23 protein-coding genes and 1 tRNA gene are annotated in these 20,390 nt (G+C 60.4%); 12 read left to right on the top strand and 12 right to left on the bottom strand.

The genetic code is table 11. From position 1 onward, the window contains the following. Positions 1-39 precede the first annotated feature (39 nt). The gene (locus AC3WN8_RS01720) at positions 40-5,733 is read left to right on the top strand and encodes a hypothetical protein (RefSeq protein ID WP_492667643.1); all 5,694 of its coding nucleotides are present in this window, start codon (positions 40-42) and stop codon (positions 5,731-5,733) included. 182 nt (positions 5,734-5,915) lie between these two features. Here AC3WN8_RS01720 and AC3WN8_RS01715 read toward each other — a convergent pair whose 3' ends face one another. Further along, positions 5,916-6,965, bottom strand: a complete 1,050-nt coding sequence (locus AC3WN8_RS01715) for a hypothetical protein (RefSeq protein ID WP_492667642.1) — start codon at positions 6,963-6,965, stop codon at positions 5,916-5,918. Then, the gene (locus AC3WN8_RS01710) at positions 6,920-7,066 is read right to left on the bottom strand and encodes a DUF6471 domain-containing protein (protein WP_492667641.1); all 147 of its coding nucleotides are present in this window, start codon (positions 7,064-7,066) and stop codon (positions 6,920-6,922) included. Before AC3WN8_RS01710 ends, AC3WN8_RS01715 begins: the two co-directional genes overlap by 46 nt. A 228-nt stretch (positions 7,067-7,294) precedes the next feature. On the opposite strand from AC3WN8_RS01710, the gene AC3WN8_RS01705 reads away from it, so the two are divergent. Further along, on the top strand, positions 7,295-8,020 hold the full coding sequence (locus AC3WN8_RS01705) for a DUF8453 domain-containing protein (RefSeq protein WP_492667640.1): 726 nt from the start codon (positions 7,295-7,297) through the stop codon (positions 8,018-8,020). A gap of 427 nt (positions 8,021-8,447) precedes the next feature. Next, on the top strand, positions 8,448-9,521 hold the full coding sequence (locus tag AC3WN8_RS01700) for an IS110 family RNA-guided transposase (RefSeq protein ID WP_492667785.1): 1,074 nt from the start codon (positions 8,448-8,450) through the stop codon (positions 9,519-9,521). Positions 9,522-9,653: 132 nt separating this feature from the next. Here AC3WN8_RS01700 and AC3WN8_RS01695 read toward each other — a convergent pair whose 3' ends face one another. From AC3WN8_RS01695 to AC3WN8_RS01670, 6 genes are all read right to left on the bottom strand, one after another. Next, positions 9,654-9,842 (bottom strand): DUF3606 domain-containing protein, encoded by a 189-nt coding sequence (locus AC3WN8_RS01695; protein WP_492667639.1) that lies wholly within the window; start codon positions 9,840-9,842, stop codon positions 9,654-9,656. 208 nt (positions 9,843-10,050) lie between these two features. After that, complete coding sequence (locus AC3WN8_RS01690; protein WP_492667638.1) at positions 10,051-10,392, bottom strand: hypothetical protein; 342 nt, start codon at positions 10,390-10,392, stop codon at positions 10,051-10,053. 169 nt (positions 10,393-10,561) lie between these two features. Further along, on the bottom strand, positions 10,562-10,855 hold the full coding sequence (locus AC3WN8_RS01685; RefSeq protein ID WP_492667637.1) for a hypothetical protein: 294 nt from the start codon (positions 10,853-10,855) through the stop codon (positions 10,562-10,564). A gap of 129 nt (positions 10,856-10,984) precedes the next feature. Further along, positions 10,985-11,353: a hypothetical protein gene (locus AC3WN8_RS01680; protein WP_492667636.1), complete on the bottom strand. Its 369-nt coding sequence runs from the start codon at positions 11,351-11,353 to the stop codon at positions 10,985-10,987. 167 nt (positions 11,354-11,520) lie between these two features. Beyond that, the gene (locus AC3WN8_RS01675) at positions 11,521-12,057 is read right to left on the bottom strand and encodes a hypothetical protein (protein WP_492667635.1); all 537 of its coding nucleotides are present in this window, start codon (positions 12,055-12,057) and stop codon (positions 11,521-11,523) included. Positions 12,058-12,062: 5 nt separating this feature from the next. Then, entirely contained in the window at positions 12,063-12,224 is a 162-nt protein-coding gene (locus AC3WN8_RS01670) for a hypothetical protein (RefSeq protein WP_492667634.1), read from the bottom strand. Positions 12,225-12,308: 84 nt separating this feature from the next. Between AC3WN8_RS01670 and AC3WN8_RS01665 the strand changes: the two genes are divergently transcribed. The 7 genes from AC3WN8_RS01665 to AC3WN8_RS01635 all read left to right on the top strand — a co-directional run bounded on the left by AC3WN8_RS01665 (position 12,309) and on the right by AC3WN8_RS01635 (position 16,297). Then, positions 12,309-12,548 carry a hypothetical protein gene (locus AC3WN8_RS01665; RefSeq protein WP_492667633.1) on the top strand — a complete coding sequence of 80 codons (240 nt, stop codon included), beginning with the start codon at positions 12,309-12,311 and terminating at the stop codon, positions 12,546-12,548. A gap of 6 nt (positions 12,549-12,554) precedes the next feature. Further along, positions 12,555-13,208: an SOS response-associated peptidase gene (locus AC3WN8_RS01660; RefSeq protein ID WP_492667632.1), complete on the top strand. Its 654-nt coding sequence runs from the start codon at positions 12,555-12,557 to the stop codon at positions 13,206-13,208. Next, positions 13,205-13,447, top strand: a complete 243-nt coding sequence (locus AC3WN8_RS01655) for a hypothetical protein (RefSeq protein ID WP_492667631.1) — start codon at positions 13,205-13,207, stop codon at positions 13,445-13,447. The genes AC3WN8_RS01660 and AC3WN8_RS01655 overlap by 4 nt, the downstream gene beginning before the upstream one ends. Further along, entirely contained in the window at positions 13,444-13,641 is a 198-nt protein-coding gene (locus AC3WN8_RS01650) for a DUF6961 family protein (protein ID WP_492667630.1), read from the top strand. Before AC3WN8_RS01655 ends, AC3WN8_RS01650 begins: the two co-directional genes overlap by 4 nt. Continuing rightward, entirely contained in the window at positions 13,638-14,000 is a 363-nt protein-coding gene (locus AC3WN8_RS01645) for a thermonuclease family protein (RefSeq protein WP_492667784.1), read from the top strand. The genes AC3WN8_RS01650 and AC3WN8_RS01645 overlap by 4 nt, the downstream gene beginning before the upstream one ends. 170 nt (positions 14,001-14,170) lie before the next feature. Next, positions 14,171-15,391, top strand: coding sequence for an AAA family ATPase (locus AC3WN8_RS01640; RefSeq protein WP_492667629.1), 1,221 nt, complete (start codon positions 14,171-14,173; stop codon positions 15,389-15,391). Positions 15,392-15,598: 207 nt separating this feature from the next. After that, entirely contained in the window at positions 15,599-16,297 is a 699-nt protein-coding gene (locus AC3WN8_RS01635; protein ID WP_492667628.1) for an NYN domain-containing protein, read from the top strand. Positions 16,298-16,822: 525 nt separating this feature from the next. Here AC3WN8_RS01635 and AC3WN8_RS01630 read toward each other — a convergent pair. Next, the gene (locus AC3WN8_RS01630) at positions 16,823-17,413 is read right to left on the bottom strand and encodes an ImmA/IrrE family metallo-endopeptidase (RefSeq protein ID WP_492667627.1); all 591 of its coding nucleotides are present in this window, start codon (positions 17,411-17,413) and stop codon (positions 16,823-16,825) included. Further along, positions 17,406-17,780 carry a helix-turn-helix domain-containing protein gene (locus tag AC3WN8_RS01625; protein WP_492667626.1) on the bottom strand — a complete coding sequence of 125 codons (375 nt, stop codon included), beginning with the start codon at positions 17,778-17,780 and terminating at the stop codon, positions 17,406-17,408. Before AC3WN8_RS01625 ends, AC3WN8_RS01630 begins: the two co-directional genes overlap by 8 nt. Positions 17,781-18,290: 510 nt before the next feature. Between AC3WN8_RS01625 and AC3WN8_RS01620 the strand changes: the two genes are divergently transcribed. Further along, positions 18,291-18,458 (top strand): hypothetical protein, encoded by a 168-nt coding sequence (locus AC3WN8_RS01620; RefSeq protein WP_492667625.1) that lies wholly within the window; start codon positions 18,291-18,293, stop codon positions 18,456-18,458. A gap of 205 nt (positions 18,459-18,663) precedes the next feature. Here the strand turns inward: AC3WN8_RS01620 and AC3WN8_RS01615 are convergent, their stop codons facing one another. Then, on the bottom strand, positions 18,664-18,948 hold the full coding sequence (locus AC3WN8_RS01615) for a DUF6894 family protein (RefSeq protein ID WP_492667624.1): 285 nt from the start codon (positions 18,946-18,948) through the stop codon (positions 18,664-18,666). A gap of 687 nt (positions 18,949-19,635) precedes the next feature. Between AC3WN8_RS01615 and AC3WN8_RS01610 the strand changes: the two genes are divergently transcribed. Next, positions 19,636-20,013: a hypothetical protein gene (locus AC3WN8_RS01610; protein ID WP_492667623.1), complete on the top strand. Its 378-nt coding sequence runs from the start codon at positions 19,636-19,638 to the stop codon at positions 20,011-20,013. Between the two features lie 131 nt (positions 20,014-20,144). On the opposite strand, the gene AC3WN8_RS01605 is transcribed toward AC3WN8_RS01610, so the two are convergent. Then, positions 20,145-20,220 (bottom strand) — tRNA-Lys (locus AC3WN8_RS01605). Between the last annotated feature and the right edge of the window lie 170 nt (positions 20,221-20,390).

Here is a 20,390-nt window from a genome sequence, read left to right as displayed (position 1 = left end):
TCGCGCCGCGCTCGTCGCCGCGCGCGCTCCGCGCCACCGGTGCCGACTGGCTTCGTGCTGGATCAGGAAACGGAGAAGCCGGCGCCAGTCGTGCTGATCCCGAACGGGCAGGCTCCCGATGGCGACACGGTGGGGCTGACCGACGGGCGCAATGCGAGGCTCAAGGGCTATGACGCGTTCGAGACGGGCCAAGTCGGACGCGCCCGCGACAACAGCATCGTGCCGCTGGGGGAGCGGGGCCGCAAGATCATGGCGGACCTGCTGCCAGGCGCTCAACTCACTGGCACGGGCGAGCTGACCTATGGCCGCCCCGTCGTCACCATGGATGCGGACGGCATCGATCCAGGCCAGCCCATCCTGCGTGAGGGTTTCGGCATCGCCGAGCCCAACTATCTGAAGGACGATCCAGAGCGCCGCACCGCGTACATGGAGGCTGAGCGCCTAGCGCGGCTCAACCGGCTGGGCGCGCATGGGGGCAAATTCGAGACGCCCTCTCAGTTCCGGCATAAAGACGGGCCGTGGAAGGCTGCCGAGCCGGGCTCGTTCGGCGAAGGCGAAGCGGTATTCTGGGATGAGCCGACGCCGTTTCAGGGCCTCCGACCCGAGATTGCTCAGGGCTATATGGCCATCGTCAGCGATCCGAAATCAACAAAACAGGATATTCTCAACTACGCCAAGCAATCGGGCTTCACGATCAACGAGGGCCAGATTGATAGTTTCCTGAAGGAGCGTGCCAAGCCGAACACGCGGGTCGGCGGCCTGACCTATGCCGAAGCCCCCCAAGTACTGACCGATCTTGGCGACGGCGCGACAGGATCATTCGTCCGCGGCTTCGCTGATCCAGTGAACATGCTCGACGAGCTGGGTGGCGTGGTGGACTCGCTCGGCGGCACACCCGGTCGGGAGAGCATCTGGAACAGCGAACGGCGCTTTGGCGATGTGTTGTGGAACAATATCGATCAGAACCGCTCTATTCTCGGCTTCGACGATGCAAACCATCCATACGCCCGTTTCGGCGGTCAGCTCGGTAGTGGCCTGATCATCCCCGGCGCGTCGATTGAGGGCATAGGCGCAGCTGCTATGCGCGCCGCGCTGCTCAAGGGCGCGACAGTGGCTGAGGCGAGAGCAGCTGCCCGCACTGCGGTTACAAGGCGACTCGCGATTGCCGGTGCCGTCGAGGGTGGCGTTGCGGGCGGTGGCGCGGGTGAGGGTAATATCATCGACCGCCTGCCAGGCGCGGCACTCGGCGCAGGTGTCGGCGCGACGCTGGGCTATGGCGCAGGCGAGCTCGGGCAAACGGTGGTTGATGCCGTAAAGCGTGCTCGGCGCGGCGTTGCGGAATCGGTGCCGCGTGTCAGTGGTCGCGGGACCGCGGATATAGATCACGTGCTGAACGGCACCGTCGATCCTACTCTCGATGGACCGGCCATCACGCCTCGAGGCATGGACGCGCTCGAGCGATCAGCTGCCGATGGCCCGGTGTTCGCGCCTTCGTCACCGCGCGTCGATCTCCGCGGCAAGGAAACGCCCGAACTGCTGGATGTGGTGCGGCGGACGCTGATGGAGCATTCGGAGCCGGAGTGGGTGCGGGCGGTGCAGGAGGGCGCCGAAGCGCCGCACCTGCGCGAAGCATATGACCGGCTCCGCGGCGTGGTCGATGAATTGGGCGTGCGCGGTGTCGACCTCGCGACCGTCGAGAGGGATATCGCCGCATCGCTGCGCGGCCGTGGCTGGGCGCAGGACCAGATCGACGATGTGATGCCGGAGCGGTTCGCCAATCTCCGAGCGCTGCAGCGTTCGCCGAACCGGCTGGACGTAGCGCAGTCTATACCCGGTGCCGCATCGCTCGATGAGGGGCTAGGTCTTCGCAGCGGACAGCCGGCGATCGACACGCGCCAGCCTGTGCGCCCAGCGCCTCAACCGCGCGACATGGAGGATGTGCAGGGTGATATCGATGCATGGGCGCGAAGCCAGGGGCTTTCGACCGACGATCGCGCCTTGCCCGAAGTCATGCTTCACGGATCACCGAATGGGGCGATCGACGCTTTCGACCCGTATGCCCGAAGCGGCTACGGCCTGTTCGGCACCGGCACCTATCTAACCGATTCCCCCCAAGTTGCGGCCAGCTATAGTCGCAAGGGCATTCGCGACGTAGCCGATGCAGATAGGTCGATCTACGCGGTCGGGCAGAGCGTCCGAAACCCGATTGACATGGACGCGCCGGCCGATCGCACGGCCTGGGCGGCACTGGCAGACGAACACGGTTTCGATGTTCCCGCCGGCGCGACAAACGAGGACGCGTTTCGAGCGCTTGAAAGCGCCATCATGGAGAACGACCCGACGCTGCCCAAGTGGGAAGGCGCAGAGATTGTCAGCGATGCGATCCGCTCCATGGGGCACGACGGAATCACCCATGTCGGGGGCGGACGCGTCGGCAATGGTCCACGCCATCGCGTCGTGATTGCTCTCGACCCAGAGCAGACGGCGATCAAGGGCCGACTGAGTGTTTCGGACCTGCTCAATCCTCCTGCGCCGCGCTCGCCCGACTGGATCGATATTGCGGGCGTCGATATGCCACGGCAAGTTCGTGGCGAGCGCGACGCCAACATGGATGCTGAGGGGCTGGACGACCTGTCCATCTCCGCACCGGTGCGTGAAATCGACCGGATCGATGTTGGCCGGGGTCCGCCGCCGCCAACCGGCTTCATTCTCGATGCGCCGCCGCTCTCCGGCCACGTCCGTCCCATGGATGAGCGCCCATCGCCGGCAGAGCTGGCGGCCATGGCAGAACAGGTCGAACCCGGCGATATCACGCCCATTCCCGGAAACGCGGTGGAAAGTCTCGAGGAAGCCCAGGCGATCGGCGAAGGCTTGCGCCCGCCGGTGCGTGCAGGCGACGAGCGCGCCGAACTGGAAACCCGGTGGTTGCCGTCCACCCGCGATCCGAGTCGCACACTCCCGCGCAAGGGGCCGCTCGATCTGGTGTCCTGGCTGCGCGCAAATGGGGGCGTGAAGCCTCAAGGCGGCGAGCTGGCGCATATGGGCATCGACAACACCCCGCGCGCTCTGGACTTCGCGCAGGCGGAGAACAGGCTTGGCAGGCTGGTCGACGCAGACCGCGGGCTTGATCTCGATGAGGCGGCGTTGCGGGCGTGGGAGGCGGGTTATTTCCCGGATCATGTCGAGCGCCCAACAGTGACGGAATTTCTCGACGCGCTCGGCGCCACGCACGCGGGCCGTAATCGCTCGTTCCGGTCGGAGGATCTTGCGGAGGTCGATGCCTTCGAGGCAGCGCGCCGTCAACGTTTCGCGGTCGAGAAGGCGGCAGACGAAGGGCGTCCGCTGGTCGACGATCTGGGCCAGCCGATCACGCAATCCGATCTGGAGGCGAACGCGCCTCCTGTGACTGCCTATGAGGATTTGCCCAAGGTCGGGGGGCGCGTCGGCAATATCGATTTGTCGAAGGTCGAGACGCGGCACGACATCCGACGGCTGCTGCAAACGACCGAGCACCGGGTAGGGGGCTTCGATGCCGCGCGTCGCGGTCGGATCAGCCAGGGCGAGACGGAAGCGCTCGCGTCCGAGCTCGGAATGACGGCCAGCGATCTGCTGAAGCGCAGGAAGGGGCAAGCGCTCAACGCAGAGGAAGCTCTTGCGGCACGCCAGCTGCTTGCGAAGTCGTCGGATGAGCTGATCAGGCTGGCGCAGCGTGTCGATGGCGGCTCGGATGAAGAACAGGCGGCATTCCGCCAGGCATGGCTGCGGCACGTGGCAATTCAGGAGCAGGTGACCGGGGCAACGGCAGAGGCGGGCCGCGCGCTGGCGCAGTTCAAGATGGCGGCGCGCGGCAATGCGGTGAAGGGCCGCGTGCATGCGGCGATGATCGAGGGCAGCGGCGGTGCCGACCGGCTGAAGGACGCGGCAAGGGCAATTCTCGACCTGCAGGAACGCGGCGTCGCTCCGGGTGCGGTCACGAAATTCGCCATCGATGCGCTCAAGCCGAAATGGTCAGATAAGCTCGTCGAGCTTTGGTATAACTCGATCTTGTCGGGGCCGCAGACGCACGCGGTCAATATCCTGTCGAACACCATCACTGCGGCGTTGCAGCTTCCCGAGATGGCGGCGGCGGCGGCGATCGGTGGCGCACGGCGCGCGGCCCGCCTGGGTGATGAGGATCGGGTTGTCGCCCGCGAATTGGGCGCCCGTACCGTCGGGCTCCTGACAGGTGCGCGGGAGGGGCTGCGCGCCTTCGGCCGCACTCTCAAGACCGGCGAGGTTCCGGACTTCGTGACGAAGGTGGAAGCGCGTACGCAGAAAGCCATCTCGGGCAGCAAGGGCGAGGTCATCCGATTCCCGACCCGGGCACTCGCGGCGGAGGACGAACTGTTCAAGGCCATTGCCAGGCGCATGGAGATCGCCGGTCTTGCCACCCGCAAGGCAACATTCGAAGGGCTCAAGGGCGATGCGCTCCGAGCTCGAGTCGATGAGTTGATCGCCAATCCCGATCAAAAGATGGCGGATATGTCCCTGGACTATGCCCGCTATCTCACCTTCCAGCGTCCGCTTGGGCCTGCCGGACAATCGGTGTCGCGCTTCACCCAGAATATGCCAATCGCCAAGTTGTTCCTGCCCTTCGTCCGGACGCCGGCCAATATCTTCAAGCATGTCTTGGAGCGCTCGCCGGCGGCACCGTTCCTCAAGGAATGGCGCGCGGACATTAAGGCGGGCGGCGCGCAGCGTGATCTTGCCATTGCGCGGGCGTCGCTCGGTACAGGCCTGGGCATGCTGGCGGCGCAACTGGCTGCCGATGGCTATATCACCGGCTCGGGGCCAATGGATCAGGGCGCCGAGACGTTCATGCGCGCCGACGGTTGGCAGCCGTACAGCGTGAAGATCGGAGACCAGTATTATTCCTATCAGCGGCTCGACCCGATCGCGTCCACTCTGGGCGTTGCCGCCGATCTCGCAACGAAGGGCGCGGCGATGACCGAGAAGCAGAGCGAGGAATCGGTAACGCTGCTTGTCGCGTCGATCATGAAGAACCTCAGCGATAAGACCTGGCTATCGGGCATGTCGGATCTCGTCGAAGCGCTTGAGGATCCGGAGCGCAATGCAAAGCGTGTCGTCGGGCGTCTCGCTGGCTCGCTGGCTGTGCCGGCAATCGTCGGTCAGGCCGCGCGCACGCTGGATCCGACCTTACGCGAGACGCGGGACCCGCTCGACTTCGTGAAGGCGCGCATTCCCGGCCTGTCGGACAATCTGCCGGCGAAGCGCGATGTATGGGGCAAAGAGATTGTCCGCGAAGGCGGGGTTGGCCCCGATATCGTGTCGCCGATCTGGACGGGGACGGCGAAGAACGACCGGCTCAACTCCGAGATGCTGGCGGCCGGGGTGCGGATCGGCCTAGTTCCCCGCAAGGTGGGTGGCCGCGACCTGACCCGCGCCGAGCATGATAATTACCGCATGTTGTCTGGCACGATCATGGAATCGGCGATGCGGGATGCGATCGACACGCCCGAATGGAAGAACGGCACCCCAGAGGATCGCCAGGACATTGCCGACGACGTGAAGAAGACGGCGCGCAAGGAAGCGCGGGCAGCACTGTTCGGCGGGTATAAGAAGGCAGTACCGCGCGCGCCGGGCCTGAACATGCCGGCCGATGCTGCGGCTCGGCTGTTCCCCGTGCCAAAAGGCGCACCTCCCCCGCCAACGGGGTTTGTACTGGACAATTGAGAGCAGGGTCGTGTCGTGGTTCGTGCCACTGCCGCCGGTCGGTTTCGGTGTCAGTGGCGGAGCGTTGCGATAATATGTAGCAAATGCACCAAGCCCGATGCCTATGTCACGGGATGCGATGGCGAAGGCCAGCGGGAGTGCGGGCCGTGATTAGCGGGTGGCTATTAGGGCTGGCGCTAGCTCTAGGTGGTGCGCCCAACGTCGAACAGTTCTGCTCGCATGTTCGGCCCTTCGATCCGAGTGAAGCCCTCTGCAAGGCCTCGGTCAACCACCCCGCTGGTAAGTACCCGTTTGAGGATAAAACATCGAGCAGTCTGAGCAGTGGACCATTTGCGTGCCAAACCCGGCGAGCGGTATTGAACACTCGCGGCGACGAAGACTTGCGTGCCGCGAAAACCCTCGTCCTCAAAATAGTCACTTTCATCAATCTCAGTTTCAAACTGAAAGCCAATCGATATTTCTTCGTTCGGCATGAGCGCATCGCCGCCAACCAGCGCCACCCGTCCAGCGCGTTCGAAAAAGTCTATGAGCTTGTCAGCATATTGGTCGTTATTGAGCAGCAAAATGCTATGCTGCTGAAACGCGCGCGCAGGACTTTTGCCGACATTCTTAAAAATTAGATTTCCATCAACGAAGAGGGTTCCTTGGAATTCAGAGCAGGCGGTAAATTCACAATTTATGGCAATCCAGGCGCGACTCAGTTCGCGTGTAATGACGTTCGAAGCCTCCATAGCCTTCGCAGTTGTATTGGCTGCATGGATTGCTTTGGCAGTCTCTTCGCCACCGGCAATGGCTCGTCGAGTGGATCTCGCGTGTTCTCGCATAGCAAGAACATTCGTTTTGCGAGTTTCACGGAAGGTGGTCCAAACCAGCCCAACGCCCACTATGCTCACCAAAAATCCGAGCGAAGCGGCGGCTCCAGCGATCATCGTCCATCTGGCGGCTTGCCGCTGCGCCTGAAGATCAAACTCTCCGCGCTGATCTTCGCGGGAGGATTTTACGGCTTCTTCAATGCACTCCACCATTCCGGAAGGCGGAAGAGCAGCACATTTACCACTGATCTCATTCTCGGCGCGTGCGGCGTGGTTGTCGGCGGCATATCTTGCCTCGGCTACATCGGTGGCCTGATAGGCTGATACGTCCCATATGAAGCCGATCGCGCATGCGATAAGGATCAGCGCAAACGCTAATCGGACAAACGTAGGGACGTGGCGCCGACTGCCTCTAAGCATTGGAGCAGGAACGCAGCGGTGAATCCGCCCCGGCTGATCTTGTTATTGAGATTGCGCGCGTTCTCGGTGACGCCGATAGCCACCAGCTTCGCAGCTTCCATTCCATCGACAGCCCTCCCGCCCAGAACTTGCCCTTGGCGCGGAGATGAGTCCAGCCGGGTTAGGTCCACATTGGCGATCAGGAAGCCGATGGTTCATGATCCATGCGCAGGCCAGCTTGATAGGGGGCGATCAAAATCAACCGCACCAGTTCGGATCGGATGCTGGATTGACGCCTGGCTTTGGCGCGCTCAGCCTGTGTGTTGAGAGCAAGCCCGCGGGGGAGATCAATGATGGTCGCGCTAATAACAACCTGGGGAATCCTCCTCAGCACCATCGTGACCGCAGTGGCGACATTATTCCTGTGGCGCGTGACGCGGGTACTGGCGCTTGAAACGAAGCGCATGGCGGATGCATCCGGGCAACCGCAGGTGGTCGCCAGCCTCGAACCCAATCAGTGGTCGATCATGCATATCGACCTGAGCGTTGAAAACACCGGTAATGCCGCCGCGTTCGACGTGGAGGTCGCCTTTGATCCCCCCTTGACCAAGGGCGACAACGACGATGGACAGGTGCCGTATCAACGCATCAGTCTGCTGAAGCCGGGCCAGCAGCTTTCGAGCTATCTGGGCGAATTTAGCCGCTACCGGGATCAAAGTTTTACGGTCTCGATCAGCTGGGCCGTGTCCCCTCAGTCGACCGACCGCCAGTCACTCGTCTATACCTTTTCAATGGCGGATTTCGCGGGCACGGGTCACCTGGAATCACCGAACCCGCTCGTGAAAGTGGCGGAACACCTCAAGCACCTGAGGGAAGATTGGAAGCATGTCTCTACGGGCTTCCGAAAGATCTCGACGAACACGTACGACGAGAGCGATAGAGCGCGCGAGCGTGCTGCGAACGAAGAGCGCCGCAAATCGCTTGTCAAAATTATGCAAAATCAACCTTCGTCGAACCCCAAGCCGACCGCGAAGCCTAAGGCGCGTGCGTCTCGCAAGGCAGTCCCAAAGGAATAGATCAAAAGGCGGGGCCGCATTCCCGTGCCTAGCCCTCAATATCGAGCCCCGTCAGGCACACTGTCCCGTCTGGCTCGCCCTCGTCCGCCTCGAACTTCATCGTAGCTATCTGCGCCAGCATGTCGCGGTTTTCGGCGACAAGCCCCGGTCCGTCTTGAGGGCCTGTGCCGTGCACCCCACAGCCCTTCCGGAACGGCCGTCCATAGGTCCATGGCATAGTCACTTTCCCTCAACGCACCTCTGCCGGCCGGCAGAATATCCAGGAATTTCAGCAAGCAGTCATCACCGCGTCACCATTGAGTGAAATGAAGAGCGCCGGCTCAAAAAGCCGGGGGTTCGTGACGCCGGATGTCTTGGAGGGGTGCAACCCCGAATCGTGACCTATCGCCGAACCCCTCAACCATTATGGGGCAAGCTCTTGGGCGATATGCTTTGGGCAGGGTTGGATGCGGGAGAGCGGGAAACCAGCCTTTGCGTAATTGATGAAAACGGGAAGCCCGTTCTCGAGGCGTCACTGCCCAGCACGGTCGCCGCGATCGATAAAGCGCTTGCTCTCGTGAAAACTCGCCTGACCCGCGTCGGGATTGAAGGAGGGGTGGGATCGCACCTTGTCCGACACCTCAGAATGCTTGGGTACGACGTCGTCGTGTTTGAAGCCAAGAAGGTTCATCGCTTCCTGACAATCAGGCGGAATAAGACAGATGAGAATGATGCCCAGGGTATCGCCGAGGTCACACGTTTCGGCATCGGGGTGGTCTCCCAAGTCCACATCAAGAATCAGGCATTCCAGCACCTCCAATCGCAGCTCGTTATGCGAGAAATGCTCATTCGGCAGAAGGTGACTGTGGTCGGTGCATTGCAAGGCCTGCTCGCCCTTTACGGGGGGAGGCGCGTATCGACCCAGAGTCCGACGCGGCTTCGGGAAAGTGTGGTGGGTCAGATCGCGGGCATCGAAGGTGTCGAAGGAATTGCCATCAGAGATGATGTTGAGAATCTCCTCGATTTAAGCGAAACAATTCGGGCGCAGGTCATCCGCCTTGATAGGAAGCTAGAGAAGTTTGCGCTTCAGAATCAGGTCTGCCGTCGCCTGATGACGGTCCCCGGTGTCGGACCGAACACTGCTCTCACCTTCTACAGCTTGATCCAAGACCCGTCGCGTTTTCGACGTAATGAAGAGGTCGGGGCTTATCTGGGGTTAGTACCCCTTGTTCGGCAATCGGGCAATTCGCTACGAAAGGGTCGCATCTCTAAAATGGGAAACAAACGTGCGCGCACACTGCTGGTTACAGCAGCGACTTGCCTCCTTCGAAAGGGCACCGCGCCATCTAAACTAAAAGAATGGGGAATCGAGCTTGCCGGCCGCGCCGGCGTCCGCAAAGCCCGCGTCGCGCTGGCAAGAAAACTCGCGATTGTAATGCTTACGATGTGGGATCGGGAGTGCGACTTCATTCCCTATCCTTCCAATCGCCGCTCGGCCGACGAAATTGCGGACGCAGCATGATCTCCCGCCGGGAGCGACAGACCTGGACCTCGACAGACTTTTTGGCGTCCGTGAGGCCGTTCGATGATATGAGGCCAGGTCTGTTCAGCTCACTGTTCGCGCATCCCGCGGCGTGGACATGGCCCGCCAGCTCTAGCTAGCGCGCAATCGTGCCGCCGCAGCGTCCAGGGCCTCCCGGCTATTGCCGTGCTTATCGATCAAGCCGCGCGCCTCGTCCCGGCTCAGACCGTGCTTCTCGGCGAAATAGTCCAGCTCATATTCTTCCTCGGCGGCAACCTTGCTCCGATCGCGTCCGTCCTGCTGGTTCTTGTCGTCTGCCATGATCACCTCCTCACAGCGGCGTAATGTCCGCTGCATGCTCTTGGTTCCCGTTGTTCGCAGGCGCTTGTGCCTGAGGGACGACCGGGTGGCGGTGTCTGCGACTACGGCAAGCCTAAGCCGCTAGGCGGTGGACGGATGGCGGAAAGTGGGTGGTAAGGCGACTGGCGGCTTTCGGGCCGGCCATCGCCGCCATAGCAGACATTTGTCTTCAACGCCTTTCCAGCGTCCGTAACTCGTTCATGAGCGTATCGGACATTGGCGAGCGGCTGACGATTGTGAGGCTTCTGCCGACGTCCGGAACGGCGGCTTTCAACCGAATGTGGAATCGCGAGGCATGGTCGATCTCAAGCGACTCAATTGCTCCATATCCGCCGTAGAGCTGATCTCGCACTTCAGCGTAATGATCCTCGCCGAAGAACTCGTCTTTCGCGTCGGCGTCACTTGGCTTCGAGAGGATAAGGTAGGTAGCGGGCGACCCAGCGAGGTCGAACGCGATTTGCACCACGCCATCCTCCACGGACATGCTCTCCGCGATGCTTTCACATTCCATCTGCCACCCTCCGTTCGGAGTGAACTACCTCGCAGACAGGATGGCAGCAAATAGGAACGCCTTCGATTTGCCTGAATGTCCACTTCTGGGGAGCTTCCTGCCTGACCGCTTCCATGAGCGCCTCTCCGATCGCGAATGACGACAAATGGGTGGTTAGCTGCCGTCCCAATTAATCGCGGGGCAGCTTCTCGGCGATCCGCTCAAACTCGGCCGCTGTGAAACCGGTCAAGGTCGGCATCTCCCGATCAAAGAACCGCTTGTCAGATATCGCATGAAGGATCAGGCTCCGCACGCCTACAAGCTCGCCAAACGACAGGGCCGTGCTTGGAACAACGCCGAGCGCTGTTTCGGCTAATCGATCAGCCAACGGATCAACGCTTGGCGAGGTGACTACGATTTCGCCCTCGCGTTCAAGATCACTTAGAGCCATGGCCATAGCTCGGCTCAACTTTTGGTCGGTCACGCTCTACCCTCTGGCTCATCGATCATGATGGCAGAGGACTGTCATGTCTGCAATTGGGGCGCTAGCCGACCGTCGGGATTCGGGACCCGCCGATGGCGTGCGGAACGACTGGGACTGGGTGGTTAGCGGTCACTTAAGGGCGCTGTCTCGAATCTCTAGATTGGCCATCACTGTGAGCATCCCGCCGTCACGTTTGTAATTGGTCGGCGTCTGCGTGCGGATCGCGACTGCGTCTGCGTCACACCTTGGGCAGGCAAAAACCAGACGGGGCGGTACATATGCCTTTCGGAAGACTTGAAACGTTGATCCGGCGGAGCCGGCGGTTATCTCCGTCCGCCGCAGCGGCACAAACCTAAGATCATCTCGGCCAAGCAGTCCGTTGATTCGGCGCCGGAATTTCTCGCCCGATGAATCTTCCAGCTCGCTGGCGTCCAACTCAGCGACGACGATCTCGTTGCCGACTACGCTCGACAGCGAAGCGATCCCTGTCGTTACCATGTCGGTATCCCCGCTGAGTGTAAGGAGGGACGTCAGATGTCCCTCGACCTCACATTGCACAACGGAAATGCTTCCTTCGATCCAGCGTGTCATGGCGGCGAAGCTAACGCGCCGCCCAATGTCTGCAAGTGGGGCGTTAACAGACCGTCCGGTATGATACCCGCCTGCTACCGCGATCCGTCCTTCACCGTGGTGCCTTTCTTTCGCGCGTATCGGGGGTGCCTCGTCTGAATGCTGTTCCCGCGCGTCGCGTCCATGAACGCCTTCCGGGCGTGCCATTCCTCGTCGGTCAGCGGCTTTTCAGGCTCCCATGGCGGCTTGGGCGGTGGCGGGACATAGGTGGTGCGATCGGGTGGCGCGGGAACCAACGGCCGCACATGGGCGACGTCACCGATCTCGCGCCGCCCCGGCCCGCCGCGGTAGATTCCGGCATCCTTGAACATCGACTCCACATATCTGTTCAGGTCGCGATACCGGCAATAGGCCCATGTCGCGTCTGAGTGATCGCAACTCGGACGGACGAGGCCTTCCCAGATATTCGCTGCAACTTCCTTGGAAATCAGTCCCTGCCGATTGAGATAGGCGAGCGCCAGACGCGTAGACCATGTGCGCTTCATCGGGCCAATCTGCTTGTAAGCGTCGGCGGCCAGGTCCTCCATCACATAGAGGGCAAAGATGGTCAGCCGGTCGGGCTGCTTCTGCACCACAGTCAGGCTTCAGGTTCGATAAGCGCTTCCAGTCGAGCACATATGGCTTCCGCCAGCGCCTGTTCGTCTTCCACCTGTTCACTCTCGCCCTCTGTCGCCCGACGCGCAGCGGCACCGGCCCGGATCAGCGCTTGAGCAATGCGGATGTCTTCGGGCTCGACCATGATGAGAACATCTAGAGAACAAACGAGCGATTCGCTATGGTCAATTTATGCAACCGAGTCGTCAGCTCATATGTTGGAACCGCTATGACAAAGCCCGAAGATGTCGCCGCTGCGATCCACGGCACCCGCATCACTGACATGCGCGCGTGGATCACGCCTCGCCTGCCGGACATGACGGTGGACGACCTTTATGAAGCATGGATCGATGCCATCGAAGGGGTTGCCAGTTTTGCCGGCGACGCCCCCTGGCTCGATCTTGTCGAAGAGGAATATGCTCGACGCGGTATCGAGCCGGGCACTAAGATCGCCGCCGCCAACGATTGAGCCACTATGTGCGTTTTGAAGCGAACGCGTAAGAGCCCCGAAGAGGTCGCCCAATGGTTCAGGGCGGATATCCCTCGCGCCTTCAACATGCCTCTCGAAACGCATCCCGGAACGCCCGGCCTAGCCGTCGTTGAGCATGAGGGTGTCCGCCAGCTTCGATCAATGGTCTGGGGCTTTCCTCTCCTGACCGCTGCCATGCGCAAGCGGGGATCGAAGCCGAAGCCCATCAACCAGGCTGCCGACCTGACCTTGCCGATGTGGCGACGGGTCGCGCCCGACCCTGCGCACCGATGTTTGATCCCGATCACCGATTTTGCGGAACCGGAGGGCCGCAGGGGTGCGATGACGCGGACATGGTTCAGCGTCACAGGCCAGCCACTGATTGCCTGGGCGGGGCTTTGGCGGTCGTCTCATGAATGGGGCAATGTCTATGCCGGCGTGACCACGGCGGCGAACGAAGCGATCAAGCCGATACAGGATCGAATGCCGGTCCTGCTCCTGCCTGACGACTATGAGCGCTGGCTGTCTGGTACGATAGATGATGTAATCGCGTTTCAGGCGCGGACATTCCCGCCTGAACTGATCCATATCGACCACACCGACGAACCTTGGACGGAGCGAAAAATGCAGCAGACCTCTGACCAGCCGGCCCTGCTATGAGCCAGCCGACCGAAGTTGATATGCTAGCCATCATCGCCGCGCTGTCCGAGCAGGTGCCTGACCTGCCGGTTGCAAGCGCGGTATTCGGTCTCGCCCGCTTTATCGCCGAGCACCATGAGGATCTGTCTCAAACGCAAGCGGCCACCCTGACGACGCTCGCCGCGGGCCTCTGGCAACGCAGCATCGACCTCGGCGATACCGTTCCGGAAATCGATGCGATGCTCGCGACGAAGCAGTGACCCCGGAACAGGAGCGCTGGGCATTCGCAGCGAAGGTCATGGAAATGCATGGCGATGAAGTCGGCATTTTCATTGCCGAGCGCATCCGAGCGCTCGCGGAAACGGCCGATCATGATGGCGTGCGGTTCTGGATCGACATCTCGGAGAAGGTCATGCAGTTGGCAGGGCCTGACGAGGGGGCTTGGACACAGTGATTTTAACGATACTGGCCGCCGTCGTGATGACGGGCTGCCAAGCCACTGACGGCGATAGCCTGCGATGCGGATCGGAGCGCGTGCGGCTCCTTGGGATCGACGCTCCCGAGATGGGGCGTTGCCAACCTGGGCGTCATTGCGCCGACGGTGATCCAATCGCATCGCGCGACAATCTGCGGCGCATGATCAGCCGCGGCCCTGTTCGGATCGATCGGGTGAGCAAGGATCGGTATGGCCGAACGATCGCCGTCGTCTATGCGGGCGGCTTAGACCTATCGTGCGCGCAGCTCAAAGCAGGGCACGCGATCTACCGGCAGGATTGGGACAATGGCCGGCGCATCGGGCGGACATGTCGGTGAAGCAAAATGCCGCCAAACCATAATCGACGAAAAATTGCCGCAACGAGCCCAAACCGAAGCGCATCCATGGGCGAGTATGCACGATCTCGAGGGTAATTAGATCACATAGGCATCGCACTTGACGAGTTGCATGCTTTACTAGATGCTTCGTGCAACGAACGGAGCATCATATGGACTGGAACACGGTATCCGCACAGGCCGGGCAGGTTTTCACACCTGGCTCGCCCGTCAATGAGCGCGATCTTTTTTCAGGGCGGATAGAGCAATTTCAAACTGTGCTCGATACCGTTACCCAGCGCGGATATCATGCGGTCATGTACGGCGAGAGGGGGGTGGGCAAAACCTCGCTCGCCAATATGATTACGAACCTGCTCACTGACTCCGGAAACTGGCTAGTTCCTCGCATCACATGTGACGCCACGGACACGTTCACGTCACTATGGCGTAAAGCGTTTCAAGACATTGTGATATCGACACAAAAGCCCGGCTTGGGCTTCTCCGCAGAGGATACCGTCGAAAAGGCGTCCCTAGTCGGGTCACTTCCTGATGAACTGAGCCCCGATCATGTGCGTCGAGTGCTGGCTAACTTATCGGACGGCATAGTGCTTCTCATCATTTTTGACGAATTTGATCGGATTTCGGATCAACGCGTCACCATCCAGATGTCGGACACCATCAAGGCATTGTCCGACTACGCCGTCGGAGCGACAATCCTCCTGATCGGCGTGGCAGATTCCGTTGACGAATTGATCGAGGGGCACGGCTCAATTGAGAGGGTCTTGGTGCAAATCCCCATGCCGCGCATGTCGGCGCAGGAGATCAAGGACATTGTCGAGAAGGGCATGATCAGGCTCGGCATTTCGATCGAACGTAGCGCCGTCGAAGAAATAAGTGCGCTTTCGCAAGGCATTCCCTATATCACCCATCTCCTATCGCTTAACGCGGTACGCGCAACGACGCTGGCGAACCTTGAGATTGTCGATCGAGCTCAGGTCACTGTTGGAATGCGCAGGGCGCTCGATCAATGGCAGCAGTCGATAAAGAATGCGTATTACGACGCCACCAAAAGCCAACAGCCTGGCCATATCTTCAAAGAGGTACTTCTGGCTTGCGCGCTGGCTGAAGTCGACGATCTCGGATATTTCACCGCGGCGTCGGTTCGTGCACCGCTGAGGATTATCACGGATCGAAACTACGACATCCCTAACTTCGCCCGGCATCTGAAGGAACTGAGCGAGGAAAGTCGTGGCGGGATGTTGCAGCGCGTGGGTGAATCTCGGCGGATTCGCTATCGGTTCTCGAGCCCCATCATGCGCCCTTACATCGTTATGCGAGCATTCGCCGACGACCTCATAACACGTGAGAGAATGAAGGTAATCGATCAGCTTTGATTGAGGCGCATGATTGCGAAGATGAGCCGGGGAGCGAAGATATGTCCATAAGATTCTGCAGCGACTGCGTCGGCCGCGACCCATTGCCCAAGCGCTGAAAAACGTGGACCGTTCAGATCAACAGGCTAGAAACAACAAACCCCGGTCACCGAAGTGCCGGGGCTGGCTATGCCGAGAACGGCATCGCGTTGTGAGGGGGCATGTAGTTTGAACGAGGCCGATTGTCAACCAAAAGTTGAATGTAGGGCTGCATTCTACATCGACGGGTTCAATCTCTATCATCCCATAAAGGAGATGAATGAGCCTCATCTCAAGTGGGCTGACCTCTGGAAACTGGGCGAGATTATCTGCGTTCCGCACGGCGCGCAGCTCGTCAAAGTGGTTTTCTGCACAGCGGTGCCCGCCCACCTTCCAGACAGCCGCGATCGCCACAACACCTTCAACGCGGCTCAGCGAGCACGCGGCGTCACCATCATTCCAGGCCATCATGTCCATGACGGCGAGAAGTGGAACGAGAAGCAATCCGACATCAACGTGGCCCTTCATCTCATGCTCGACGGGGTGGACGACGTGTACGATCTGGCGATCCTGCTGAGCGCTGATTCTGACCAAGCAGCAACCGCAAAGGCATTTAGGGGTCGCTTCGAGCATAAGCGGCTTCTCGCGGTTGCCCCACCGACCAAATCCGTTCCGAACAAGGTTCAGCCGCATTGTTTCGCACATTTCAGTTTGTCGAAATTGACATTGGAGCAATGCGTGATGGGCGAAATTGTTGAAGGCAAGAAGGGGCCGATCAGGCGCCCAGCCGAATATGCTCCGCCGGATAGCTGGATACATCCGGATGAGCGCCCCAAAGGCAAGCCTCCAAAGGCCCCCAAAATATGGGGGAAGGCGGTGAAGGGCTGATTTTAATCTCCTAAGAGGTAATGCCCCAACGTGCTGCTATTTGACATGCAGTCTCACAAGCCGGCGCTGACCCGAGCAGCAGCGCGGTGCCCGCAAGCACTACCGATTTCAGCATTCCCCATAACCCTCGGTGGAAAGCCGCACATTGCATCGCAGGACTCGGTGGGGGTACGTCCGGAATGGAGGTTGGGGATTTGACGAGCCACAGGCCGCACCCGGTAAGGGCACGGCCTGTTTGGAATTTGAGCAAGGTCTGGGTGCCGTTATGCAGCGTCAACCAAGATCCGGAACGCCTTCTTGCCATACCAGCTGGCATGGATGCGCTTTCCGTCCTTAGTGACCCACTTTACGAACACCCATTTCTTGCCCGGTGGGGGAAGAGGATGGGAGGCCACGATGGTTCTCCGAACTTTTTGCGGCCCTCGTTCTTGCCTCCTTAACCGATCCCGCCTATCTCGACGGTGCTAATGGCCGGTTTTTGGATAGCTCACCCTTTTCAGGGGCCGCTTCTGATCCAGGCTTTTCCTAAGGGGTGCGGTTCGTCCGTGCCCCTTTTTTCTTTGACCTGCGAGGCGCCGGCTTCGCCGAGACAAGCCGGTGCATCTTCAGATTTCGCGCTCGGCAGCACGCGGCATCCCGGCTGACACCGAAGCGCAACATGGCCTCTTCAATCGATTTGACCTGCCGAAATGCGCACTCCGGCATTAGGAATGCGGCTGCGAAGGCGTCGGCCTGCCATTCGACATCGACACGTTGGTCGTGCTTTCGCAGGAAGGCGAAGCCGGTCTGGCCGGTGTGAAGCAGCACGTGCGCCAGTTCATGGATGCCCGTCATACGCGGTCGCTTCCTGTCGCGGCACATGCCGTCATAAATTGCATCGTCAAAGGTGATGAACGGCTGAGCGCTGTCTGTAACTGCTTCAGCGCGGCCCAGGCTCCCACGCTCCGCAACGCGGATGTGGAAGCCCGAGATCACTTTCGGTACAACATGCTCAAGCAGGTGAGCGACGGGCACGCGCTCGAAGGGCAGCAGCCCAAACGACGCGCGCGCCTGCCAGGCTAGTTCTTCAATCTCGTCGAGCGACCTCGGCCGCGCGATGCGCGTGGCCTTAACCATTGTTGCCCTCCCTTATGGCTTTACGAATTTCTGCCTTTGCTTCGGGCGATAGCCGAGCAAAGGATTCGGCGATGTCAAAAGCCAACGCACGGTCTTCCAAGTTGGCATCTTTGCCCAACGCAATTGAGAACTGGGAGCGCGACAACGCTGCTGCGCGCTTGAGCTCATTCGATTCTGTGGGATTGAGCGAAAGCGCCTTGATCACCTTATCCTCCAGCCCGTCCGGCACGAACCGATGTCCGGTTTCAAGCTGGCTCAGATATGGGGTGCTGATCTTAAGCAGCTTCGCCAAGTCGCCGAGCAGCAGGTTGCGATCCTGCCTCTCGCGACGAAGGAGCTGTCCAAAGGGCGTCACGATAGCCTCCATCTTCTTCGCCCCCAAAATTGGGGTGCGAACGCACGGCCAATTCCGGCCGCAGGAGAGAGTTAGCAAGCTCCTGCTAAATTTGCAAGCTTTTGCTAACCATAAAATCTCGTCGGCAGAACAAGGCACCTGGCTCCTACGCCCACGGCGTGGGACTGAGTTGCCGGCCGCCGCTCAATTTGTTTGGCGCGGCCCGCCTTCGCCGCGGTATCTTCCTGTTGCATGCCCTTTGTCCCGTGCTCGAAGGCCTGGAGTCGAGTCAGGGTAGATCCAGAATGGCGGAACCCTCCAAACTGGATGCATCCCGCATTGCGCGGCGGTCGGTGCGCGCTAGCCTAGGCTTATGAGTCGTGCTTGAGGCGCGCGGAGACCGGGAGGAAACTCCCGGTCTCTTGCTATGAAACGGCTCCAAAAAGTCTCTATGTCGTTGATCTGGATTAATGATTTTGGTGCTGCGCCGAGCTAGATGATTTGCGCCCATAGCCGGGGGGGAACCGGAAATGGAGACGCACCATGACAGAAGATGATGTGAGATATTTCCAGCGGCGGGCTCAGGAAGAGCGCCAGCGCGCCCAGGAGGCGGCAGACAAATGCGCCAAGCAGGCGCATCTTCGCATCGCCAACGAATATGAGCGGATCGCCCGCGAGGGAAATCCTGTCGAGCTGCGGGTGGTGGCGTAATGACAGATGTGACGCCGATCCGTGAAACTCGCGATGTACTGATTATGCGTGCCAAGGAAGCAATGCGCCGCGCAGAAGCTGAAAGACTTCCGCAGCGCGCACGCATTCATGCCCAGGCCGCAGAGACGTGGTTGAGATTGGCGGCACGGAAGCCGAAGTGCGAGGCCAACGCCGCAAACGAGACCGCGCAAGTGCAAGACGTCGTTTAAAGGCGCCGCGGGTTTGAAGAGGGCGGAAGCGGGTCTTTCGTGGACGACGCAATCCCGGCGCTTGCTCTCATGGGCATCGTGATCAAGATTGAACCAGCTCTGTCTGTTACATAGACCGTTAGGGCGACCTCTGTGCTGCCGCTGATAATCTCGTCCGCCATGATCTCGGCGCCTATCCTCATCGCGTGCCGGCGGGCGGCCTCGATTGAGGCAAGGGTCGTTCCCTCGCAATCGGGATGATACCCAGCACCATTATTGATATTGAAAAAGAAGATAGCCATGCACCCTAAAAGCGCATGAGCTTGGAGCGTTCCGTCCTTCAACATGGATCAATACGAATGTCCTATGGTCGGCGCTCGGTTCACTGATTCTGCGGCGCAAAAAGAGCTGCCGGAGTAGATTCGAAACGGGTTGAATAGTGGTGAAACACTTGGCCCTGCCGGCGCGTCGAGCACGCCTCCCTCGATCCGTTTGCGCTTGCAGATCGCACTTGGCCCGGATCTCTGGCGGATCCGGGGCATTCTTTTGCGGTTCTAGTGGAGTGGCAACACCAAGGCGGGGGCGGCCCTGATGCGGCAGCAGCCAGGCTAGCCCAGGTCCCGCCGTATGGCACGGCCAACCTGATCCGATTTCGAGGGATCGGTCCCATCTCCACATTGGGTCGGACATCAAAGGTCAGGGCGGAGACCGGGCTCATCATGTTCACTGGTCGCACTGCGTTAGCGTCTGATAGTCAGGTATCTGACGGCGGTAGAAGGCCCAACGCGCGACATATAGCGATTGGGCGGAAGGAGACCGCCATGAGTGCCAGCATATCTATCGACCCCTCGCAGCTTGCGATGGTGCTGCTCTTCGTTACGCTGACCTGGCGTCGACTGAGTAAGTCAAAATGAACCGACGTCCGCGTGGCGGCTGTGCCGGAAAAACATCAAGTTTCGTGAGGTCATCGGGAAGGGGGAGGGCGCTGCATGTTGAGACCTATGACCTTGAGTTTGTGCGTCGTGCTGGCGGCCTGCAATCAGACGGGCAATCCGACTGTCTGCGGTTCGATCGGTCCACGAGTATCACGCGTGGCGACGAACTGGACCGAGCAGCGCGAGATGCTGGTGTCATGCGTTGACCATTGGGCAGCTCGGATGTCCCTTGCGCCTGATCCTGCCCCGGTTGTCGCTGATGCCACAATCGCCGCGTGCGAAGAGGCAATCCAATACGAAGTGAATTTCTGGAATAAGGAAAACCCGGGCAGGCCGACGACGATCGCAGCTTCAAGCGCTCATCAACGCGGCCAAGCGCTGTTTCGCGTCGTGCAGTGGCGCGCCGGGAAATGCCCGCTGCCCGAGGTCTGAACAGTCAGCCCTTTCCAAGAACCCCACCCGCAGGCGCGATGGTCACCGTGCTTGCCTGGTGATTGCTGGGCCCGATTTTAGGCCCCATTTTGCGAGGGTATCGATTGCCGATTTATCGCAGATTTCTGCGATGGTGGACGCACTAGGGCTCGAACCTAGGACCCGCTGATTAAGAGTCAGCTGCTCTACCAACTGAGCTATGCGTCCGTACCGGCCTTGGTGGCGGGTGCCGAGGAGCACCGCCGGTTGGGAGGCAGCCCGTTAGCATCGGTTTTGCAGGGATGCAAACGGGAAGTTGCGACTTTCTTTGCGATGATATGTCGGCCCCGCGATATCGGGCTTTGCCGGGCTCGATCCTGCCCGCCCGCGCATCGCGA

The sequence above is a fragment of the Sphingobium sp. FW305-3-2-15-F-TSA7 genome (assembly GCF_058787155.1).
Note: the sequence above shows the minus strand (reverse complement) of the source record. Positions and strands in the feature narration are given on the sequence as shown.